The sequence below is a fragment of the Streptomyces sp. NPDC098781 genome (genome assembly GCF_044759995.1).
Lineage (GTDB): Bacteria > Actinomycetota > Actinomycetes > Streptomycetales > Streptomycetaceae > Streptomyces.
Map to the genome: position 1 here is coordinate 664,560 of NZ_JBIWAK010000003.1, position 18,149 is coordinate 682,708.

An 18,149-nucleotide genomic window follows, 5' to 3' on the forward strand; every position below is an offset into this window, starting at 1 on the left:
CCGGTCCGACAAGGTTTTTGGGGGTATCCGAACAGCAGGGAAGGAGGGACGTCGACATGACGACTCCCATCAGGCGCATCAACAAGCGCATGCCCGGCTGGGCGAAGGCGGTGAGCGCTCTCGTGCTCGTGCTCGTCGTCTTCTTCGCCGGGATCCGGCTGAGCGTGATCCCCGGCCTCAAGGACCTGTTCGGCACCGAGACCAACGACCGGTCGGGTCCCGCGCTGCTCCAGTCCATCCAGGACATGAGCCGCTACGACGCCGCCTCCGGCAACTTCCAGATCGTCGTGGATCTGGAGAAGGACGCCAAGTTCCTGCCCGACGCGATCCGCGGCACCCGCACCCTGTACGTCGGCGCGGGCACCGTGGACGCCTATGTCGACCTCGGCAAGGTGGGCGAGGACGACGTCACGGTCAACGGCGACCGTACGTCCGCCACGCTCCGCCTGCCGCACGCCGCCCTCGGCGAACCGGCCCTCGACCCCGACCGTTCCTACGCCGTCTCCAAGGAGCGCGGTCTCCTCGACCGGCTCGGCGACCTCTTCTCGGACAACCCGAACAGCGAACAGGCCGTGCAGAAGCTGGCGGTGCGGCACATCGGTGACGCCGCGAAGGAGAGCGAGCTGACCGCACGCGCGGAGACCAACACCACCAACATGCTCGAAGGGCTCCTCCACTCCCTCGGCTTCAAGGAGGTGAAGGTGACCTACGAGGCCTGACCTCTCAGGACAGCAGTCCCGGGAGGGTCAGTGTCCCGAGCACGGTCGCGCCGACCAGCAGCCAGGCCACGTAGTCCCCGACGTGCCCGGACTGAAGGCGCCTGAGCGGCAGTGCCCGGTCCGGGGCGGCGAGCAGCCCCGGCCGGGTCACCGCCACCGCGGCCAGCCCCAGAGCCAGCGCGGTCGAGACGAGGTCCAGCAGCACACCGGCCGGGCTCCAGTGCGGTGCGGGCACCACGGCACCGCCGGACCCGGCCTCGTTGACGGCCTGCGAGACGACCTCGCCGAAGCCGGGGGCCACGCCCACCGCCAGCGATCCCGCGAGCAGCACGGCGGGGACGGCGGTCATGGTGTCGGGGATCCGGCTGAGCCGGTGCCGGGTCTCGGGCCGCTCCCCCTCGCCGGTCGTCCGGTACTCGGTGTCGTCCTGCGGCTGCGGGCCGAGCCCGAGGAACACCCGGGCCGCGACCCGCAGCACCGCCCCGGCGGTGATCGCGCTCGCGAGGACGTACAGCACGGTGAGCGGGCCGCCCGCGGCCTTCTCCGTGACGGCCTTGCCGAACCCGGTGCCGAAGGGCGGGAGCCCGGCGAGCGCGAGCCCGCCGACGGCGAACAGCACGGCGACACCGCGCAGTTCCCGGGCCCTGCCGTGCAGGGCGTACTCGTCGACGTTGCCGTACCGGTCGAGGAGGATGCCCGTGCAGGCGAACAGCGCGGCCTTCACTCCGGCGTGCCCGATCACATACAGCGCGACCCCGTCGTCGGCCTCGGGCTTGAGCACGCCGACGCCGATCAGGAACAGCCCGGTGTGGGCGACCGTCGAGTAGGCAAGCAGCCGCTTGATGTGCCGCTGGTACCAGCACATCACCGCCCCGATCACCGCCGTCACCGCGCCCAGCACGACGAGCGCCCGCTCCAGGTCGGCCGCGGGGATGCCGCCGGGGCCGGCGAAGACGGTGCCGTACACCCGCCAGACGCCGTACACGCCGAGCTCGACCATGACGCCGGACAGCATCATGCACACCGGGGTGGGGGCGACGGCGTGGGCGTCCGGGAGCCAGAAGTGGAACGGGACCGCGGCCGACTTGACCAGCAGACCGGTCATCACGAGCACGAACGCGGCGAGGACGAGGGCGTCCGGCGGCCCGTGCGCGTCGAGGCCCCGGCCGATCTGCCGCATGCCGAGTTCGCCGGTGCGGGCGTACAGCAGAGCGATGCCCATCAGCATGGCGTAGGCGCCGAGCGAGGTGACGACCGCGAAGGTCAGCGCGCCCTGGACGGCCTTGGCCTCCTCGACCCGGGTGCCGGTCAGCGCGTAGGCGACGACGCTCATCAGCTCGAACCACACGAACGCGTTGAACAGGTCGCCCGCGAGCGAGAACCCGCACATGCCGGCCTGGAGGAGCAGCATCAGCGCGGGGAAGGATCCGGCGTGCCGGCGCGTGGGCTCGTCGAAGTACCGCCAGGAGTACGCCTGGGCCGCGAGGGTGAGCAGGGAGGCCAGGGCCGCCATGCCGAGGCCCGGGCCGTCGCCGATCAGGACGATCCCGACGCCGCGCCCGTCGACGGGTGTCCAGCCGCCGGCCCATTCGGCCATCGGCGGTGAGCAGTTCAGCAGCAGCACGATCGCGAGCCCGGCGGTGCCCGCGGAGACGGCGCAACCCAGCGATTCGGCGAGCACGCGGGGCAGCACGCGACCGCCGGTGACCAGCAGAGCGGCCCCGAGGAGCGGCACGGCGACGAGCAGCGGCAGCAGGTCGTTCATCAGCCGCGCAGCTCGGAGAGTTCGTCGGGGTCGACGGTGCCGTGCCGTTTGGCGACCTGGATGACGAGGGCCAGGAGGAGGGCGGTGACGGTGGCGCCCACGACGACGTCGGTCAGGGCCAGGGCCTGGACGACCGGGTCGACGACGGGGCGCGAGCCGGGCTCGACGTCGGAGAACACGGGCGCGGTGGCGTCGTCGCGATACCCCACGGCCAGCAGCAGGACATAGGTGCCGCACTGGCACACGGACAGGCAGCCGACGGCGTGGATCAGATTGCGGCTGGTGGCGAGGCCGTAGCAGCCGACGAGGAAGACCCACGCGGCGACGAGGTACGGCACGACGTCCATCACGGCGCTCACTTGCCGGTCTCCTCCTCGATCTCGACGGCCTGGTCCAGGAAACGGGCGAGCAGCACGACGACCGCGCAGGCGACCTCCATGCCGATGGCCGCGTTCAGCAGGGGCACGGTGCCGCCGGAGGACAGCGTGTTGAACGTGCCGTACGGCAGCAGGGTGTTGGCGAGGAACGCGGTGGAGCCGATGAGGCCCGCGAGGCCGGTGACCAGGTAGGCCGAGGCGGACAGGGCGTCGCCGACCTCGAACAGGCCGACCGGGCGGATCCGTTCCAGGGCGCGGTAGTCGGCGCCGAGGTAGAGCAGGTGCAGGGAGGTCGCGGCGACGACGCCGCCCTGGAAGCCGCCGCCGGGGCTGAGCTGTCCGTGCGCGATGAGGTACAAGCCGACCGTCAGCGCGATCGGCAGGACGAGCAGGGCGTACCGGCGTACGTCCGGTGCCACGTCGGCGGGTTCGGGGCGGGCGCGGTGCTCGTCGCGGGTCTGGCGCAGCAGGACGACACAGCCGACGACGGCCGCGAACAGGATGGTCATCTCGCCGAGGGTGTCGAAGGCTCGTTGGTCGAAGTTGACGGAGGCGACGGTGTTCGCGGTGTGCCGGTCCAGGGCCGCCCGTACGGCACGGTCGCCGTACGGGTGACGGTCGCCGCCGAAGTGCGGCAGTTTCAGACAGGCGGCGACGAGGAGGGCGGCGAGTCCGGCGATGCCGACGGCGACCAGCCGGAGCCGGGTGCGCGGGTTCACCGGTCACGCCCTTTGCGCCGCTTGACCTTGCGGACGGCGAGGAGCAGCAGCAGCGGGGTGAGGGCGCCGCCGACCGCCAGTTGCGACAGGGCGACGTCGGGTGCCTGCAACGCGGTGAACAGGACGGCGAGCAGGACCCCGAGGACGGCCAGCACCAGGGCCTGGCGCACGGGGTCGCGGACCAGTACGGCCACGGTCGCGCCGGCCGCGACCAGCAGCAGCGCGACGACGATCACCGCGTCAGCCACCGCGCACCCCCGTGAGGCCGCCGGACAGTGCGCGGGAGGCGACGACGTTCCCGCCGATCAGCAGGGCGCCGGTGACGAGGAGCTTCACCGTCGCCCGGCTCGGCCCGGTCACCGCGCACAGCACGAGGACGACCACCGCGCCGAGCCCCGCGGCCGCCCAGGTCAGGCCCCAGGCACGCGGGCGGTCGCCGGCGAGTTCGTCGGCCAGCAGCCGCGCGAAGACGAGGGTGCCGACCGGGCCGAGCAGAGCGAGCACCAGGGCGAGATCGACGTAGGCGGGGCGGTCGTAGCCCTGGGCCAGCAGCAGCAGTCCCGGGCAGGCCAGGGCGGTGGAGAGGTTCTGGGCCACGACCCGGCGCCGCAGCGGGCCGGTGGCGACGCCCCAGAGGGTGGCGCCCACTCCCCCGCCGAGCACGACGGCCGCCGCGAGGAGCCAGCCGTTCATCGTCCCGTCACCGCCCGGCGGGCGGCGACCGCCGCGAGTGCGGACAGACCGGCGACGCCCGCGCCGACGGCGAGCTCCAGCGTGTCCACGGTGCTGATCAGAACCAGCCACAACAGGGCGAGCGCGGCCCACCAGGCCAGGAACTCGGCTGCGGCGAGCAGCGTCGTACGCCGGTCCACACGCCACCTCCCCGAGCCCCGTTTGTCCGTTTTCCTTGGTTCCGCGCCATCCAAGCACCGCCCCGCGCGCACGCGGCCGTCGGCACGCGCGGGTCTGAGCCGGAGTGCCCCGACAGCAGGAAGGGAAACCGGGCGAGGTCGTCACCCGAAGGCCGGATGCCGCGGTACGCATCGCGGTACGGGGGTAAGCGCGCTATCACGAAGGGCCGTTGAAGACTGGAGGACAAGATGGCCGGTGGGAGCTCACGTTCGCGTGTCGCGCTGCACCTCGGCGCACCCAAGACCTCAGGCGCCGCGAAGTCCAGGGGCGGCGCGAAATCCGCGGGGGGTGCGAAGTCGGCCGGTGGTGGCGCGAAGACGAAGGGCTCCACCAAGTCCGCACGCTCCGCCAAGTCGGGGCGCTTCGCCTGGTTCGGAGGCGCCGCCAAGTCGGCCGGCGCTGCCAAGTCGGGAGGCGCCGCCAAGTCCAAGCCCGTCGCGCGGTCCCGGCCCGCCCCGGGACCCGGGCGAAGTCCCCTGCGCGTTCTCGCCCGCTTCGTGGCCATGGCATGTGCCTTCGCGTTCATGGTCGCCTTCGCCGTCGTACTGGCGAAGCTCACCTTGCAGCCCTCGCCCGCGTCGGAGGCCCTGACCCACACCAATCTCCATCCGGGCAGCACGCTGCGGGCCTATCTGGACCAGCCCGAACTGCGCGACGCGGTCAAGCAGATCGGCGGCAATGTGGTGCTGGGTGTGCCGTTCGGCATCCTGGTCCCCGTCCTCGCGCCACGGACGCGCGGTGTCCTGCGGGTGCTCCTGCTGACGGCGACCGTCATGCTGTTGGTCGAGTTCGCCCAGGGTGCCCTGGTCAACGGGCGCGCCTTCGACATCGACGACGTCATCCTCAACACCTCCGGGGCCCTGGTCGGCTACCTCCTGCTGGGGCGGCGGCTGAGCCGCGCGGTGCACGCCCGGCGCCCTCGTTCCGCCTAGCGCAGCACCAGTTGGACGATGGACGCCGTGCCGACCAGCACGATGAAGGCGCGCAGCACCGAAGGGCGCAGCCGGCGGCCCACCTTGGCTCCCAGGTGGCCGCCGGCCGCGGACCCGACGGCGAGCAGGGCGACGGCCGTCCAGTCGAACTCCGCCGCGAAGAGGAAGAACAGCGCGGCGACGGAGTTGACCACGGCGACCAGCACGTTCTTCACGGCGGTGAGGCGTTGCAGGCCGTCGTCGAGGAGCATGCCCATCAGGGCGACGTAGATGATGCCCTGGGCCGCCGAGAAGTAGCCGCCGTAGACGCTGGCGAGGGCCAGGCCGATGAACAGCAGGGGTCCGCCGTCCGGCCGTACCGCCGTGCCCTTGCGTTCCCGCCGGTCCCGCAACCTCCCGCCGATCAGCGGCTGAAGCACGACCAGCACCAGGGCGAGGCCCACCAGGACCGGCACGATCCGTTCGAACGCCGAGGCCGGCAGGGCCAGCAGCAGTGTGGCCCCGGTGAGCCCGCCCAGGACGGCGCCGGCGCTGAATTTCAGCACCCGTCCGCGCAGACCGCGCAGTTCGTGCCGGTACCCCACGGCCCCGCTGATCGAGCCGGGGATCAGGCCGAGCGCGTTGGACACGGTGGCGGTGACGGGCGGCAGCCCGGTCGCGAGCAGGACGGGGAAGGAGATCAGCGTTCCGGACCCGACGACGGCGTTGACCGCCCCGGCGGCTACGCCCGCGCCCAGGACGGCGCTCATCTCCCCCAGCTGTGCGGCACTCATGGCTTGATCGTAGGAACCGAACTGTTCCGTGACGACCGAAGCATGCCGCACGGTGAGGACGCTCAACTTCTGGTCCGTACCAAGGTATTGACGCCCTCTTATCTCACTCCTTAAATCAAGTGGCGACACCTTCACCCCCCACCTCGGTCGGCGCATCCCGTTCCTCGGGTCGCCGTACGGAAGGGAGCACGATGGCCTCCCCACGCCTGCTCCGCACCGCTCTGCTCGCCGCCCTGTCGGCCGTCCTGGTCGCGTCCGCCGCGATCGGCCCCGCACAGGCGGAGCAACCGGACGTCTCGGCAGCGGCGGTGACGTTCTCCGACAACTTCGACGGCCCCGCGGGCGCCGCGGTCGACTCGTCGAAGTGGCAGATCGAGACCGGCGACAACGTCAACAACCACGAACGGCAGTACTACACCTCGGGCAACAAGAACGCGGCGCTGAACGGGCAGGGCCAGCTGGTGATCACGGCCCGGCGCGAGAACCCCGCCAACTACCAGTGCTGGTACGGCACCTGCCAGTACACCTCGGCCCGGCTGAACACCTCCGGCAAGTTCACCGCCCAGTACGGGCACATCGAGGCCCGGATGAAGGTGCCGCGCGGTCAGGGCATGTGGCCGGCGTTCTGGATGCTCGGCACACCGGTCAACTGGCCCGACTCCGGCGAGATCGACATCATGGAGAACGTCGGTTTCGAGCCGTCGACGGTCCACGGCACCCTCCACGGCCCCGGCTACTCCGGCTCGGGCGGCATAGGCGCCGGCTACACCCTGCCGAACGGCCAGGCCTTCGCCGACGCCTTCCACACCTTCGCCGTCGACTGGGCCCCGGACTCCATCACCTGGTCCGTCGACGGCAACGTCTACCAGCGGCGCACACCGGCCGACCTGGGCGGCAGGCAGTGGGTGTTCAACAAGCCGTTCTTCCTGATCCTGAACCTCGCGGTGGGCGGCTACTGGCCCGGCGACCCCGACGGCTCCACCGTGTTCCCACAGCAACTGGTGGTGGACCATGTCTCGGTGACCACCGGTGACACGGCCACCGGGACGGCGATCAAGGGTCTCGGGGGCAAGTGCGTCGACGTGGCCGGGGCGAACTCGGCCAACGGCACGCCCGTACAGCTCTACGACTGCAACGGCTCCGCCGCCCAGCAGTGGACGACCGGCTCCGACGGCACGCTCCGCGCGCTCGGCAAGTGCCTGGACGTCACCGGAAACGGCACGGCGGACGGCACGCCCCTCCAGTTGTGGGACTGCACCGGCGGCCCCAGCCAGAGATGGACCGTCACCGCGGCGCGCGACATCGTCAATCCACAGGCCGACAAGTGCCTTGACGTGACCGGGAACAACTCGGCCAACGGCACCCGGCTACAGATCTGGACCTGCACCGGTGGCGGCAACCAGAAGTGGACGGTCGGCTGACCGTGCCGCCTAGTGCCGTTTCCAGGTGAACTTGTCGCCGCCGACCCAGCGGATCACATCCGGGTCGTCGAGATCATGGACCGTGATGCCGAAGGCGGCGGCGGTCTCCAGGACATCGGTGATGGCCCTGGCCGAGCCGACGACGACACCGTCGATCTCCATGATCCGGAACGGAGGCTCGCCCGGCTGCACCCCGAGCACCATGATCCGCGGTTGTGAGATGTGCGGGCTCCCGATTTCGGTCATGAATAGAGCGTAGAGCGCAACCCGCGTCAACGGTTCGTTCAGGCCATAACGGCTCCTTCGGGTCAGCGGCGAGCGGATCGCGGTCCCCGCCCTGCCCCCGCCCTGTCCACGCCGCCGTGCGTGCGCGGACAGGGCGGGGAACCCTGGAGGGGGAGGTGGCGATGGACCCCGTGCAGGCGCTGAACCGGATCGCCTTTCTGCTGGAGCGCTCCCTGGAGCCGACCTACCGCGTACGCGCCTTCCGTACGGCGGCCCGGGTGCTGGCGGACCTGCCCGAGGACGAGGTTCGGGCCCGGGCGGAGGCCGGGACCCTGGAGTCACTGCGGGGCGTCGGGCCGAAGACCGCCCAGGTGGTGCGCGAGGCGCTGGCCGGTCAGGTGCCCGGCTATCTGACCGACCTGGAGGGCCGGCCCGCCGCCGAGCCGCCCGAGGGCGGTCGGGAGCTGTGGGAGCTGTTGCGCGGGGACTGCCATCTGCACTCCGACTGGTCGGACGGCGGCAGCCCGATCGAGGAGATGGGCCGGACGGCGGCCGAGCTCGGGCACGAGTGGGCGGTGCTGACCGATCACTCACCGCGGCTGACCGTCGCCCGCGGGCTGTCGGCCGACCGGTTGCGCGAGCAGTTGGACGTGGTGGCCGGGCTGAACCGGATCTGGGCCCCGTTCCGGCTGCTCACCGGCATCGAGTGCGACATCCTGGAGGACGGCTCGCTCGACCAGGAACCCGAGCTGCTGGACCGGCTCGACGTCGTGGTGGTGTCCGTGCACTCCAAGCTGCGCATGGAGGCCCGCGCGATGACCCGGCGCATGGTCACCGCCGTACGCGACCCGCACGCGGACATCCTCGGCCACTGCACCGGGCGGCTGATCACCGGGCGGGGTCGGCCGGAGTCGGAGTTCGACGCGGACGAGGTGTTCGCGGCCTGTGCCGAGTCCGGTACGGCGGTGGAGATCAACAGCCGGCCCGAGCGGCTGGACCCGCCGCGGCGGCTGCTGCGCCGGGCCGTCGCAGCGGGTGTGCTGTTCTCGATCGACACCGACGCGCACGCGCCCGGACAGCTGGACTGGCAGCGGTACGGCTGCGCCCGGGCGGAGGAGTGCGGAGTGCCCGCCGAGCGGGTCCTCACCACATGGACGGCGGACGAGTTGCTGGCCTGGACGCGGGAGAAGTCGGTCCGTCCGGCTTCGTGACGCAGATCACCGTCCTGCGCGGCAATCTCAGGAACACCCGCCGGTAGTTTCCCGTTGAACCAGCCGTGGGTGTGGATGGGACAGTGTCCCCGGGCCTCACCTTTTGCCCACAGGGACGATCGTTCGGCTGAAGCCCTGTGGAGCCTTTCGCCGAGAGGCGACCGCCATCCGCACCCACATCTGAGCCGCCCCGATCGGAATCCCCCGTCCGGTCGGGGCTTTCCTCTGTCCGGACGCGCCGATCCATGTCCGCTTGACTTCGAGAGCACTCCAATTCGTAGCGTTCCGGACATGAGCACTGCACAGCACAAGATCGGCTCCGGATTCGGGGCCACCAGCACCGCGGACGACGTCCTCCAGGGCATCGACCTGACCGGAAAGCTCGCGATCGTCACCGGCGGCTACTCGGGACTCGGCCTGGAGACGACCCGGGCTCTCACCAGGGCGGGCGCCCACGTGGTGGTTCCGGCCCGCCGCCGGACCCGGGCCGAGGAGGAGCTCTCGGGCCTCGCCGGTGTCGAGGTGGACGAGCTGGACCTCGGCGACCTGGAGAGCGTGCGCGGCTTCGCCGAGCGGTTCCTCGCCTCGGGGCGCACCGTCGACTTCATGATCGACAACGCCGGGATCATGGCCTGTCCCGAGACCCGGGTCGGGCCCGGCTGGGAGGCGCAGTTCGCCACCAACCACCTCGGCCACTTCGCGCTGGTCAACCGGCTGTGGCCGGCGATCGAGCCGGGCGGCGCCCGTGTGGTCTCGGTGTCCTCGCGCGGCCACCACCTGTCCGGGATCCGCTGGGACGACGTCCACTGGCGGCACGGCTACGACAAGTGGCAGGCGTACGGGCAGGCGAAAACCGCGAACGTGCTGTTCGCCGTCCACCTCGACAAGCTCGGCGCCGACCGCGGTGTACGGGCCTTCGCGCTGCACCCGGGCGGCATCCTCACCCCGCTCCAGCGGCACCTGCTGAAGGAGGAGATGGTCGACCGCGGCTGGATCGACGAGCACGGCGACGTGATCGACCCGGAGGCCTTCAAGACCCCGGAGCAGGGTGCGGCGACCCAGGTGTGGGCCGCGACCTCGCCCCAGCTGACCGGCATGGGCGGCGTGTACCTGGAGGACTGCGACATCGCCGAGCCCGCCGTCGAGGGCGACGAGCGCGGCGGCGTCAAGGACTGGGCGCTCGACCCCGCGCAGGCGGCGCGGCTGTGGGAGCTGTCCGCGGAGCTGACGGGCGTGAACGCGTTCGCCGCCTAGTGCGGGACGGAGCGTTCGGGCTTACCGATCGGGGTACTCGGACGCTCCGTCCCCATCTCCGGGAGGAGCCTCAGGTGAGCAGCGAATCGGCCCTCAGGGTCGTGGTCACCGGAGCCACGGGCAATGTCGGTACCAGCGTGGTGCGGCTCCTCTCGGAGGATCCGGAGGTCGGATCCGTACTGGGGCTGGCCCGCCGGACGCCGGACCTGTCCCCGGCGAAGACCGACTGGGCGTCGGTCGACCTGGCGTCCGAGCAGGCCGACCTGGCCCGTCTGTTCGCGGGTGCGTCCGCCGTCGTCCATCTTGCCTGGGCGTTCCAGCCGACCCATGATCCGGCGACGACCTGGCGGACGAACGTGCTGGGCAGCATCCGCGTGTTCGAGGCGGCGGCCGCGGCGAAGGTCCCGACGCTGGTGCACGCGTCGTCGGTCGGCGCGTACTCACCGGGCCCGAAGGACTACGCCGTCGATGAGTCGTGGCCCACGCACGGCTGGCCGGACGCCGCTTACTGCCGGGAGAAGGCTTATCTGGAACGGGCACTGGACAGCTTCGACCGGGCCCATCCCAGGGTGCGCGTGGTGCGGATGCGGCCGGCCTTCCTGTTCAAGCGGGAGTCGGCGAGCGAGCAGCGCCGCATCTTCGGCGGCCGGTTCCTGCCGGGTCCATCGGCCCGGCCCGAGCTGCTGCCGCTCCTGCCCGACATTCCGGGACTGCGGGTGCAGGCCCTGCACACCGACGACGCGGCCGCGGCGTACCGGCTCGCCGTGAAGTCCGACGTCCGGGGCGCCCTCAATCTCGCCGCCAATTCTCCGGTCGACGTCAAGCTGCTGGGCGAGATGCTCGGGGCTCGCCCGGTACGGCTCCCCCGCGCCGCGGCCCGCTCCGCGATCGCCGCCGCGTGGGGGCTGCGTCTGCTGCCGGCGTCCCCGCACCTGTTCGACGCGGTCCTGCGGCTGCCCCTGATGGACTGCACCCGGGCCCGTACGGAACTGGGCTGGCGTCCCGAACGCACCGCGCCCCAGGTGCTGGAGGAGTTCCTGCGGGGTCTCCAGCAGGGCGCGGGCGCGCCGACGGAGCCGCTGCGGGGGCGGAAGGTGGGCTGACCCGGCGTCCTCGCCTCGGGTCTCAGGCGGTCGGTTCCTCGGGCGCCGGGTGTTCGGGGTGGACCGTGTCGGACCGCGAGGAGCCCTGCCGGCCCGTACCCGCCTCGTCCGTGTCCGGGACGTCGTCCGCCTCGGTCGCGCCATCGGTGGGCCCGACGGGCACCTCCCAGGGGTCCTCGCCCCCGGTCGCCTGCTGGTCCGGCAGGTCCCTGGGGACCGGCTCCGGGGTCTCGCCCGGCGCCTCGCGACGCTTGTCATCCATGGGGTGCACCTCTCTCGCGTCGTCCAAGGTCATCGCGAGTACCGTCCAGGCCGACGGCGAAACGTCAGTGCGGCACCCGCTCCGCCACCGCCGGGCGCACGGCCGACGACGTCGTCCGCGGCGCCCGCTCGTCGCGTCGCCCCCCGTGGGCGAAGAAGTCGGCGAGCGGGAGGATCGCCGCACCGACGGTGACCGCGTCCGGGCCGAGCCTGCCGAGGTCGATGGTGACCTTGTGGGCGGGATGCCGCAGGGCGTAGGAGGCCGCGTGCCGGCGTACCGCGGGCAGGAAGCGGGTGCCGAGCTGGAGGCCGGCCCAGCCGCCGATCAGGATGCGTTCGGGCTGGAAGAGGTTGATCAGGTCGGACAGGCCCGCGCCGACGTATTCGGCGGTCTCCTCCAGTACGGCGACCGCCACCGGGTCCGGCGCGGCGTCCTCGGCCGGATAGGCACCGGCCAGCATCGCCGTCAGCGCGGTCTCCTCGTCCACACCCTCGGGCGCGCTCCCACCCTGCTCGCGCCAGCGGTCGAGGAGCGACTCGGCGCCCGCGTAGGCCTCCAGACAGCCGAGGGCACCGCACCGGCAGCGGCGTCCCCTGACCCGTACCGTCAGATGCCCCCACTCGACGGCCCGGCCATGCTCCACTTCGGGCGAGACCAGGCACGCGCCGACGCCGGAGCCGAAGAGCACGACGACGGCGTTGCGGGCGCCGCGTCCGCCGCCGAACCACATCTCGGCCTGGCCCAGGGTCCGGGCGCCGTTGTCGATGAAGTACGGGACGCCGTCCGGGAGCTGGGAGCCGTCGCGCAGCAGCTTCTCCAGCGGCACGGCGTCCCAGCCGATCGTCTGCCCGTGCACCACGGCGCCGAGCTCCCCGGTGTCCTCGACGATGCCGGGGACACCGATGCCGACGCCCAGAAGCCGCTCGGGCCGGATGCCGGCCTCGGCGAGCACCTCGGCGATGCCGTCACGCACATGGCCGACGATGCCCTCCACCTCGTACCGCTGTTGCGCCAACGGCCTTTCCGCACGGGCGAGTTCGGTGAGGGTCAGATCGAACAGGCCGATCCGTACGCGGGTCTCGCCGACGTCGACACCGATCATGTGGCCGCTGCCGGGCGCGACGCGCAGCAGGATGCGGGGCCGGCCGCCGTCGGAGTCGACGCTGCCGGCCTCCTCGACCAGGCCGTCGGCGATCAGCTCGGCGACGACGTTGCTGACGGAGCCGGAGCTGAGGCCGGTTGCGGGCCCGAGCTCGAAGCGGCTGAGGGGGCCGTCGAAGTACAGGCGCTGTAGTACGGCGGTACGGTTGCCCCGCCTGAGGTCCCGTACCGTGCGCCCATTACGCCCCGCCATGCGGCTCCCTCCGGATCAGCCCTGGTCCCCCGCCGTGTTCGGACCGCGTCCCATTGTTACCTACGCCGCGTAGACGTCCTCGACGTAGCGGCCGTCGGCGATCAACGCCTCCAGCCACCGTCCGGCCGCCGTGTCGTCGGCGCCCGGGGTGCGATCGCGGTACAGCGTACGGAAGGCCTCGCGGACACCCGGTGCCATGCGGGCGCCATCGCCGCAGACGTACACCCGGGCGCCCGCCGCGAGCAGGTCCCAGACGTCGTCGGCCTCGGCGGCGATGCGGTGCTGGACGAAGGTCCCGGCGGTGCTGAAGGCGGGGCGGAGCGAGACGGCTCCGGCCGCCTGAGCGGCGCGCAGTTCGTCGGCGTGCAGGAAGTCGGCGTCGGGGGCGTCGCAGCCGAAGTAGCACAGGGCCGGGGCGAGTTCGGTGCCGGCCGCGAGGGCCGCCGTACGGTCGGCGACGGCGCCGCGGAAGGGGGCGAGGCCGGTGCCGGCGGCGATCATGACGACCGGCGCGGCGGGGTCGATCCGGAACGCCTCGCGGCACGGCTGGACGCGGGCGTACACCGTGTCGCCCGGTTCGACGTCGTTCAGGTAGCCGGATCCGGTGCCCCGGTGGACTCCCTTGCCCGAACGCGCGGGCGCTTGGAGCAGGGAGATCATCAGGTCCGCGTGGCCGGCGTCGACGGCGGGCGAGGAGGAGATCGAGTAGTGGCGGGGGCGCAGCGGGGTGAGCAGGTCCAGGAGCGTGGGCCAGTCCAGGGCGCCGCGCAGGGCCGGGAAGTCCTCGATCACCTCGATGAGGGTGCGCGGGTCGTCCCGCAGTCCGGCCAGCGCGGTCCGCTCCGGCGGGCAGGGGTTGGCGGCGGCGAGCACGGACAGCTGGGCGGCGCTCGGGCGCTCGCGCAACTCGACGTGGTGGGTCAGGAGTTGGCGTACGGTCAACGGCCGGTCGATCGCGAGGCCGTCCCGGCGGGGGCGGGCGGCGCGGATGTCCAGCACGGTGTCCAGGTCGACACCGAACGCGGCGGCGGCCCGCTCGGCCAGGGCCGGGGTGTTGGCCGGGAGGACGGTGAGGTGGTCGGCGGTGCGGTAGGTGACGCCGTCCGGCAGGGCCAGGCGGACGAAGCGCTTGCGGCGCGGGTGGTCCGGGGCGGTGAGGTCGCGGACCTCGGTGACCGTCATCGGGACGAGGCCGTGCCGTTCGGCGAGGGCGTCCAGCGGGCCGCCGGCCAGGGTGCGGACGTCGTACGCCGCCGTGGGTTCCTCGGCGGGGCCGGTCGCGTCGGGGTCGCCGTAGTGCTCCAGGAGGGCCGTGCGCAGCCGGGCGGTGAAGTCGCGGACGGCGCCGGTCAGGTCGCCGGAGGCGTCGGCGGCCGCGCGGTCGAGGAGGCGGGTGGCGCCGAGCTCGGCGAGACGCTCGTCGATGCGGGTGGGGACCTGCTGGTAGGTGGCGGCCCAGTTCCGGTCGCCGACTCCGAGGATGGCGTAGGTGACGTCCGGGACGCCGGTGGCCTGCTCCAGCCAGGCGGCGAAGGCCGTCGCGTCGTCGGTGGGGCGGCCGTTGTAGGACGCGGCGGTGATCACGACCGGCCGGTCGGCGGGCAGACCGCCGGCGTAGGCGTCCAGGGAGGCGACCTCGGTCTCACAGCCGACGGCGGCGGCCTCGTCGGCGAGGGACGCGGCGAACTCCCGGCAGGTGCCGTAGTTGCTGCCGTGCAGGAACAGGGCACGGGTGCCGGGGCGGACGCGGGCGGGGAGCGCGGCGGCCTCGGTGGTCTCGGCCGGCGCGGCCGGCGTGCTCGCGGGCAGCGGCGCGTGCCGGCGTTCGGCGGTGGTGCGCGGGGTCAGGGTGAGGGTGAAGCCCTCGGGCTTGAGGGTGAGGGTCTCCTTGACCGTGAGGCGGTAGCCGGCGTGGTCGTGCAGCCGGTAGCGGTGGACGAGCATCGCCAGCAGCATGGTCGCCTCGTGCAGCGCGAACTGCCGCCCGATGCAGGCGCGTTCACCGGTGCCGAAGGGCTTGAAGGCGTGCACCGGCCGGGCTTCCTCCGCCTCCGCCGTGAAGCGGGCGGGGTCGAAGAGCTCCGGGTTGTCGCCCCAAACCGGCTGCCGGTGCAGCATGGGCGTGAGCACGAGCGCCGACTGTCCGGCGCGCAGCGGGATGCGACCGCCGAGCAGTGTGTCCTCGCGGGCCTGCCGGGCGAACACGGCGGCCGTCGGCCACAGCCGGAGCGCCTCGTTGAGGACCTGACGGGTGTAGCGGTGTCGAGCGTGCTGCCGTCGGCCGGGTGGCGGGCGGTGAGCATCAGGCCGAGGAGGTCCTGGGCGGCGCTCTGGTCGGTGCCGGTGCGGGCGGCGATGACGTCGTCGACGACCTGGGCGAGATAGGCGGCGTCGGTGCGGAACGCCGCGTCCGCCACGGCGTAGTCCCGGCCGGGGACGCGGGCGAGCCGGGTCATGCTCCATTCCAGGCACCGCACCATCGACTCGACGAAGGGATGGGGCTCGGGCCGCTCGAAGGAGCCGAAGTCGTAGTCGAAGCCGGCGAGCCCGATGGTGTCGAGCGTCATGCGGGTCATGTCGTCGGGGACGTTCACCGGCTGTCCGGCGCGGGCGTCACGGTCCCAGGACTCGATGAGCCGACGGGCCACCTTCAGCATCACGGGGTGGTAGGTCCGCATCGAGCCGAGCGCGAAGGCGGGCATCAGGATGTCGTGCGCCTTGGCCCAGTTCGGCTCGTCGTTGTACGCGGTGAACAGGCCGTCGGCGGCGAACTCGCGGACGTTCTCCAGACCGGGCCCGATGTGCTTGGCGAACCGCTGCTCGTCGGCGAGTTCGGCCACGAGGTCCAGGTCGCCGATGAACAACGAGTCCCGCCCGAACAGCCGCCGCACGAACACGGGCCCGTGCTCACGCATGAGCCCCATGGCCTGCTGCACGGGGGTGCCGCCGGGTCCGGTGGCGGAGATGTCGGCGACGGGGAGGGTGGCCAGGGTCTGGGGGTCGAGCGCGGTGGGGGGCATGGCGCGACAACTGCCTTTCGCGGTACGGGAGTACTGCGATCCAGGTTGATCGACGGGTACCGGCCGTCCGCGCCCGCGCGCTACATGATCGTGTAGTCGAAAACGGCCGAGGGCTCTTGTGCGAGCCCGTGAAGATCACCCGTCCCGGGTCGGTGCACCACCACGCCCTACGACGGGACCGGCGTTCAGATGTCGAGCGCTGTCGCGCGGAGGACAGCTGCGACGCGGGTCACCGCCTGGGTCGGCGGGCCGGGCAGGCGGGCCAGGAGCAGGCGCCGCTGTTCCTGCGGTCCGCCGCGGACCGGCAGGACGCGCACTCCTGGTGGTACGGCGGGGACGAGCGTGGCGGGAAGGGTGGTCAGTCCGCAGCCCGCGGCGACGAGCTGGAGCTTCGCCAGCCAGTCGCGGGCGGTGTGGGCGATCTCGGGCCGTTCGTCCAGGCCCGGCCATACGCCCATCAGGCGGTCCTCCCCTGAGGTGGGCCCGGCGATCCAGCGCTGCCCCCGAAGATCGGTCACGTCGACGAATGCGCCACGGGCGAGGGGGTGGGTGGCGGGCACCGCGAGACACAGGGGGCGTTCGGTGAGGGTCCACAGGGCCAGCGGGGGTGACTCGGTGTCCGGCGCACGGAACGGCGGCGCGGAGGCGAGCAGGGCCAGATCGAGGCTGCCCGCCCGCAGCGCGCGGACCAGGGCGGGGGTGCCGCCCTCGCGGCCCACGACGTCGAGCCCGGGGTCGCTTTCGCGCAGGGCGGCCAGGGCTCGGGGCAGCAGTACGGCGCCGGCGCCGGGCACCCATCCCAGACGGACGGTCCCGGTCTGCTCCGGCAGGCCGGACAGTTCCCTGGCGGTCGCGTCGATCTCGTCGAGCACGACCGCCGCGCGGCGCATGACCACCCTGCCGGCGGCGGTGAGCCGGGCCCCGTCGCGCCGCCGCTCCAGCAGTTCCGCGCCCGCCGCCCGCTCGATCGCCGCGATCTGCCGGGACACCGCGGACTGCGTGTAGCCGAGCGATGCCGCGGCCGCGGTGAAGGTTCCCTGTTCGGCCACGGCCCGCAGGACGCGCAGCGCCGTCAGTGACACATCGGTGAAGTCCATGATGTTTACGCATACTAGCCGTGCCGAACTTTCGTTGGACTCATGGACGGGCGGTTCCTAGCGTGGACGCATGACCACTTCACGCATCGCCCTCGTCACGGGCGCCAACCAAGGGCTCGGCCGGGCCTTCGTCGAAGGACTGGCGGCCCGGATGGATCCGCAGGACCTGGTCCTGCTCACCGGTCGCAACCAGCGGCGTGTGGCGGACGCCGCCCGGGAAGTCGGCCGGCTGTCCGCCACTCGGGCCCGTGTCGAGGGCCGGGTACTCGATGTCACGGACACCGACGCCATCGCCCGTCTCGCCGAGGAACTGCGGGCCCGGTACGGAGGGGTGGACGTCGTCATCTCCAACGCGGTCGCCCGTGTGCTTCCCGAAGACTCCCAGGCCGAGCGGGCCGACGAGTTCATCGACGTCTCCAACACGGCCACGCACGCGATCCTGCGCTCCTTCGGACCGGTGCTGCGCCCGGGCGGCTGGCTGCTCGTCGTGGCCAGCAGCCTGGGCACGCTCGGTCACCTCGACGGCCGGCTGCACCACCTGTTCGACGGCGTGAGCCTGGACCAGGTCGAGCACGCGGTGGAGTCATGGCGCAGCGCCATCCACCACAACACGGCGCGGGCGGAGGGCTGGCCGCTGTGGCTGAACGTGCCCTCGAAGGTGGCCCAGGTCGCCGCCGTGCGCGCCGTCGCCGCCGAACGCCGCGCCCGAGACCTGGCCGACGGAACGCTCGTCGCGGCGGTCTGCCCCGGCATGGTGGACACCGCGACCTCGCGCCCGTGGTTCAGCGACTACAGCCAGGCCCAGTCGCCCGCACGGGCCGCCGAAGCCGTGCTCGATCTGGTCTTCGCCGAGCACGTCGATCCCGAGCTCTACGGCGAGCTGGTCCGCTTCGGCAAGGCCCTGCCCTGGCACGACGGAACGCCGCCGGTGGAGCAGGACGCGATCCTCGTGCCGTGAGCGCCCTACGAGGTGAAGGCCGCCGGCCCGGCGACGCCTAGCTGTTC

At 72.5% G+C, this 18,149-nt stretch carries 18 protein-coding genes and 1 pseudogene; 7 read left to right on the top strand and 12 right to left on the bottom strand.

The genetic code is table 11. The features are described 5' to 3' along the window. Window positions 1-56 precede the first annotated feature (56 nt). Window positions 57-719: a DUF4230 domain-containing protein gene (locus ACIQWG_RS14720; RefSeq protein WP_404094861.1), complete on the top strand. Its 663-nt coding sequence runs from the start codon at window positions 57-59 to the stop codon at window positions 717-719. A 4-nt stretch (window positions 720-723) separates the two neighbouring features. Here ACIQWG_RS14720 and ACIQWG_RS14725 read toward each other — a convergent pair whose 3' ends face one another. The 6 genes from ACIQWG_RS14725 to ACIQWG_RS14750 are packed head-to-tail and all read right to left on the bottom strand — an operon-like array spanning window position 724 to window position 4,452. Next, the gene (locus ACIQWG_RS14725; protein ID WP_404094863.1) at window positions 724-2,484 is read right to left on the bottom strand and encodes a complex I subunit 5 family protein; all 1,761 of its coding nucleotides are present in this window, start codon (window positions 2,482-2,484) and stop codon (window positions 724-726) included. After that, on the bottom strand, window positions 2,484-2,831 hold the full coding sequence (locus ACIQWG_RS14730; protein WP_404095862.1) for a sodium:proton antiporter: 348 nt from the start codon (window positions 2,829-2,831) through the stop codon (window positions 2,484-2,486). The genes ACIQWG_RS14725 and ACIQWG_RS14730 overlap by 1 nt, the downstream gene beginning before the upstream one ends. Window positions 2,832-2,839: 8 nt before the next feature. Beyond that, the gene (locus tag ACIQWG_RS14735) at window positions 2,840-3,580 is read right to left on the bottom strand and encodes an MnhB domain-containing protein (protein WP_404094866.1); all 741 of its coding nucleotides are present in this window, start codon (window positions 3,578-3,580) and stop codon (window positions 2,840-2,842) included. Continuing rightward, complete coding sequence (locus ACIQWG_RS14740; protein WP_404094868.1) at window positions 3,577-3,828, bottom strand: Na(+)/H(+) antiporter subunit B; 252 nt, start codon at window positions 3,826-3,828, stop codon at window positions 3,577-3,579. The genes ACIQWG_RS14735 and ACIQWG_RS14740 overlap by 4 nt, the downstream gene beginning before the upstream one ends. Next, complete coding sequence (locus tag ACIQWG_RS14745; protein WP_404094871.1) at window positions 3,821-4,273, bottom strand: monovalent cation/H+ antiporter complex subunit F; 453 nt, start codon at window positions 4,271-4,273, stop codon at window positions 3,821-3,823. The genes ACIQWG_RS14740 and ACIQWG_RS14745 overlap by 8 nt, the downstream gene beginning before the upstream one ends. Further along, window positions 4,270-4,452 carry a hypothetical protein gene (locus ACIQWG_RS14750; protein WP_404094873.1) on the bottom strand — a complete coding sequence of 61 codons (183 nt, stop codon included), beginning with the start codon at window positions 4,450-4,452 and terminating at the stop codon, window positions 4,270-4,272. The genes ACIQWG_RS14745 and ACIQWG_RS14750 overlap by 4 nt, the downstream gene beginning before the upstream one ends. Before the next feature lie 543 nt (window positions 4,453-4,995). On the opposite strand from ACIQWG_RS14750, the gene ACIQWG_RS14755 reads away from it, so the two are divergent. Next, window positions 4,996-5,424 (top strand): VanZ family protein, encoded by a 429-nt coding sequence (locus ACIQWG_RS14755; RefSeq protein ID WP_404095863.1) that lies wholly within the window; start codon window positions 4,996-4,998, stop codon window positions 5,422-5,424. Here the strand turns inward: ACIQWG_RS14755 and ACIQWG_RS14760 are convergent. Then, a complete protein-coding gene (locus tag ACIQWG_RS14760; protein WP_404094875.1) occupies window positions 5,421-6,197 on the bottom strand; it encodes a sulfite exporter TauE/SafE family protein in 777 nt (258 codons plus the stop codon). The genes ACIQWG_RS14755 and ACIQWG_RS14760 overlap by 4 nt on opposite strands. A 191-nt stretch (window positions 6,198-6,388) precedes the next feature. Between ACIQWG_RS14760 and ACIQWG_RS14765 the strand changes: the two genes are divergently transcribed. Further along, window positions 6,389-7,618 (top strand): ricin-type beta-trefoil lectin domain protein, encoded by a 1,230-nt coding sequence (locus tag ACIQWG_RS14765; RefSeq protein ID WP_404094877.1) that lies wholly within the window; start codon window positions 6,389-6,391, stop codon window positions 7,616-7,618. 9 nt (window positions 7,619-7,627) lie between these two features. On the opposite strand, the gene ACIQWG_RS14770 is transcribed toward ACIQWG_RS14765, so the two are convergent. Further along, on the bottom strand, window positions 7,628-7,864 hold the full coding sequence (locus ACIQWG_RS14770; RefSeq protein WP_404094879.1) for a hypothetical protein: 237 nt from the start codon (window positions 7,862-7,864) through the stop codon (window positions 7,628-7,630). A gap of 161 nt (window positions 7,865-8,025) precedes the next feature. Here ACIQWG_RS14770 and ACIQWG_RS14775 point away from each other — a divergent pair, with 161 nt between their 5' ends. The 3 genes from ACIQWG_RS14775 to ACIQWG_RS14785 all read left to right on the top strand — a co-directional run bounded on the left by ACIQWG_RS14775 (window position 8,026) and on the right by ACIQWG_RS14785 (window position 11,411). Continuing rightward, on the top strand, window positions 8,026-9,054 hold the full coding sequence (locus ACIQWG_RS14775; protein ID WP_404094882.1) for a PHP domain-containing protein: 1,029 nt from the start codon (window positions 8,026-8,028) through the stop codon (window positions 9,052-9,054). A gap of 291 nt (window positions 9,055-9,345) precedes the next feature. Then, the gene (locus tag ACIQWG_RS14780; protein ID WP_404094885.1) at window positions 9,346-10,308 is read left to right on the top strand and encodes an SDR family NAD(P)-dependent oxidoreductase; all 963 of its coding nucleotides are present in this window, start codon (window positions 9,346-9,348) and stop codon (window positions 10,306-10,308) included. Window positions 10,309-10,382: 74 nt separating this feature from the next. After that, on the top strand, window positions 10,383-11,411 hold the full coding sequence (locus tag ACIQWG_RS14785; protein ID WP_404094886.1) for an SDR family oxidoreductase: 1,029 nt from the start codon (window positions 10,383-10,385) through the stop codon (window positions 11,409-11,411). A gap of 22 nt (window positions 11,412-11,433) precedes the next feature. Here the strand turns inward: ACIQWG_RS14785 and ACIQWG_RS14790 are convergent, their stop codons facing one another. From ACIQWG_RS14790 to ACIQWG_RS14805, 4 genes and pseudogenes are all read right to left on the bottom strand, one after another. Continuing rightward, the gene (locus tag ACIQWG_RS14790; protein WP_404094889.1) at window positions 11,434-11,673 is read right to left on the bottom strand and encodes a hypothetical protein; all 240 of its coding nucleotides are present in this window, start codon (window positions 11,671-11,673) and stop codon (window positions 11,434-11,436) included. A 64-nt stretch (window positions 11,674-11,737) separates the two neighbouring features. Further along, window positions 11,738-13,027 (bottom strand): ROK family protein, encoded by a 1,290-nt coding sequence (locus tag ACIQWG_RS14795; protein ID WP_404094892.1) that lies wholly within the window; start codon window positions 13,025-13,027, stop codon window positions 11,738-11,740. A gap of 60 nt (window positions 13,028-13,087) precedes the next feature. Then, window positions 13,088-16,047, bottom strand: a pseudogene (locus ACIQWG_RS14800) (cytochrome P450). 185 nt (window positions 16,048-16,232) lie between these two features. Beyond that, entirely contained in the window at window positions 16,233-17,144 is a 912-nt protein-coding gene (locus ACIQWG_RS14805; protein WP_404094894.1) for a LysR family transcriptional regulator, read from the bottom strand. A 70-nt stretch (window positions 17,145-17,214) separates the two neighbouring features. Between ACIQWG_RS14805 and ACIQWG_RS14810 the strand changes: the two genes are divergently transcribed. Then, window positions 17,215-18,102 carry an SDR family NAD(P)-dependent oxidoreductase gene (locus ACIQWG_RS14810; protein ID WP_404094896.1) on the top strand — a complete coding sequence of 296 codons (888 nt, stop codon included), beginning with the start codon at window positions 17,215-17,217 and terminating at the stop codon, window positions 18,100-18,102. Window positions 18,103-18,149 lie beyond the last annotated feature (47 nt).

What these genes read in the sequence shown, in the direction of transcription:
- ACIQWG_RS14745 (WP_404094871.1), bottom strand. Translation starts at nt 4,273, where the DNA reads ATGAACGGCTGGCTCCTCGCGGCGGCCGTCGTGCTCGGCGGGGGAGTG.
- ACIQWG_RS14765 (WP_404094877.1), top strand. Translation starts at nt 6,389, where the DNA reads ATGGCCTCCCCACGCCTGCTCCGCACCGCTCTGCTCGCCGCCCTGTCG.
- ACIQWG_RS14790 (WP_404094889.1), bottom strand. Translation starts at nt 11,673, where the DNA reads ATGGATGACAAGCGTCGCGAGGCGCCGGGCGAGACCCCGGAGCCGGTC.
- ACIQWG_RS14730 (WP_404095862.1), bottom strand. Translation starts at nt 2,831, where the DNA reads ATGGACGTCGTGCCGTACCTCGTCGCCGCGTGGGTCTTCCTCGTCGGC.
- ACIQWG_RS14760 (WP_404094875.1), bottom strand. Translation starts at nt 6,197, where the DNA reads ATGAGTGCCGCACAGCTGGGGGAGATGAGCGCCGTCCTGGGCGCGGGC.
- ACIQWG_RS14770 (WP_404094879.1), bottom strand. Translation starts at nt 7,864, where the DNA reads ATGACCGAAATCGGGAGCCCGCACATCTCACAACCGCGGATCATGGTG.
- ACIQWG_RS14795 (WP_404094892.1), bottom strand. Translation starts at nt 13,027, where the DNA reads ATGGCGGGGCGTAATGGGCGCACGGTACGGGACCTCAGGCGGGGCAAC.
- ACIQWG_RS14755 (WP_404095863.1), top strand. Translation starts at nt 4,996, where the DNA reads ATGGCATGTGCCTTCGCGTTCATGGTCGCCTTCGCCGTCGTACTGGCG.
- ACIQWG_RS14725 (WP_404094863.1), bottom strand. Translation starts at nt 2,484, where the DNA reads ATGAACGACCTGCTGCCGCTGCTCGTCGCCGTGCCGCTCCTCGGGGCC.
- ACIQWG_RS14775 (WP_404094882.1), top strand. Translation starts at nt 8,026, where the DNA reads ATGGACCCCGTGCAGGCGCTGAACCGGATCGCCTTTCTGCTGGAGCGC.
- ACIQWG_RS14810 (WP_404094896.1), top strand. Translation starts at nt 17,215, where the DNA reads ATGACCACTTCACGCATCGCCCTCGTCACGGGCGCCAACCAAGGGCTC.
- ACIQWG_RS14780 (WP_404094885.1), top strand. Translation starts at nt 9,346, where the DNA reads ATGAGCACTGCACAGCACAAGATCGGCTCCGGATTCGGGGCCACCAGC.
- ACIQWG_RS14720 (WP_404094861.1), top strand. Translation starts at nt 57, where the DNA reads ATGACGACTCCCATCAGGCGCATCAACAAGCGCATGCCCGGCTGGGCG.
- ACIQWG_RS14805 (WP_404094894.1), bottom strand. Translation starts at nt 17,144, where the DNA reads ATGGACTTCACCGATGTGTCACTGACGGCGCTGCGCGTCCTGCGGGCC.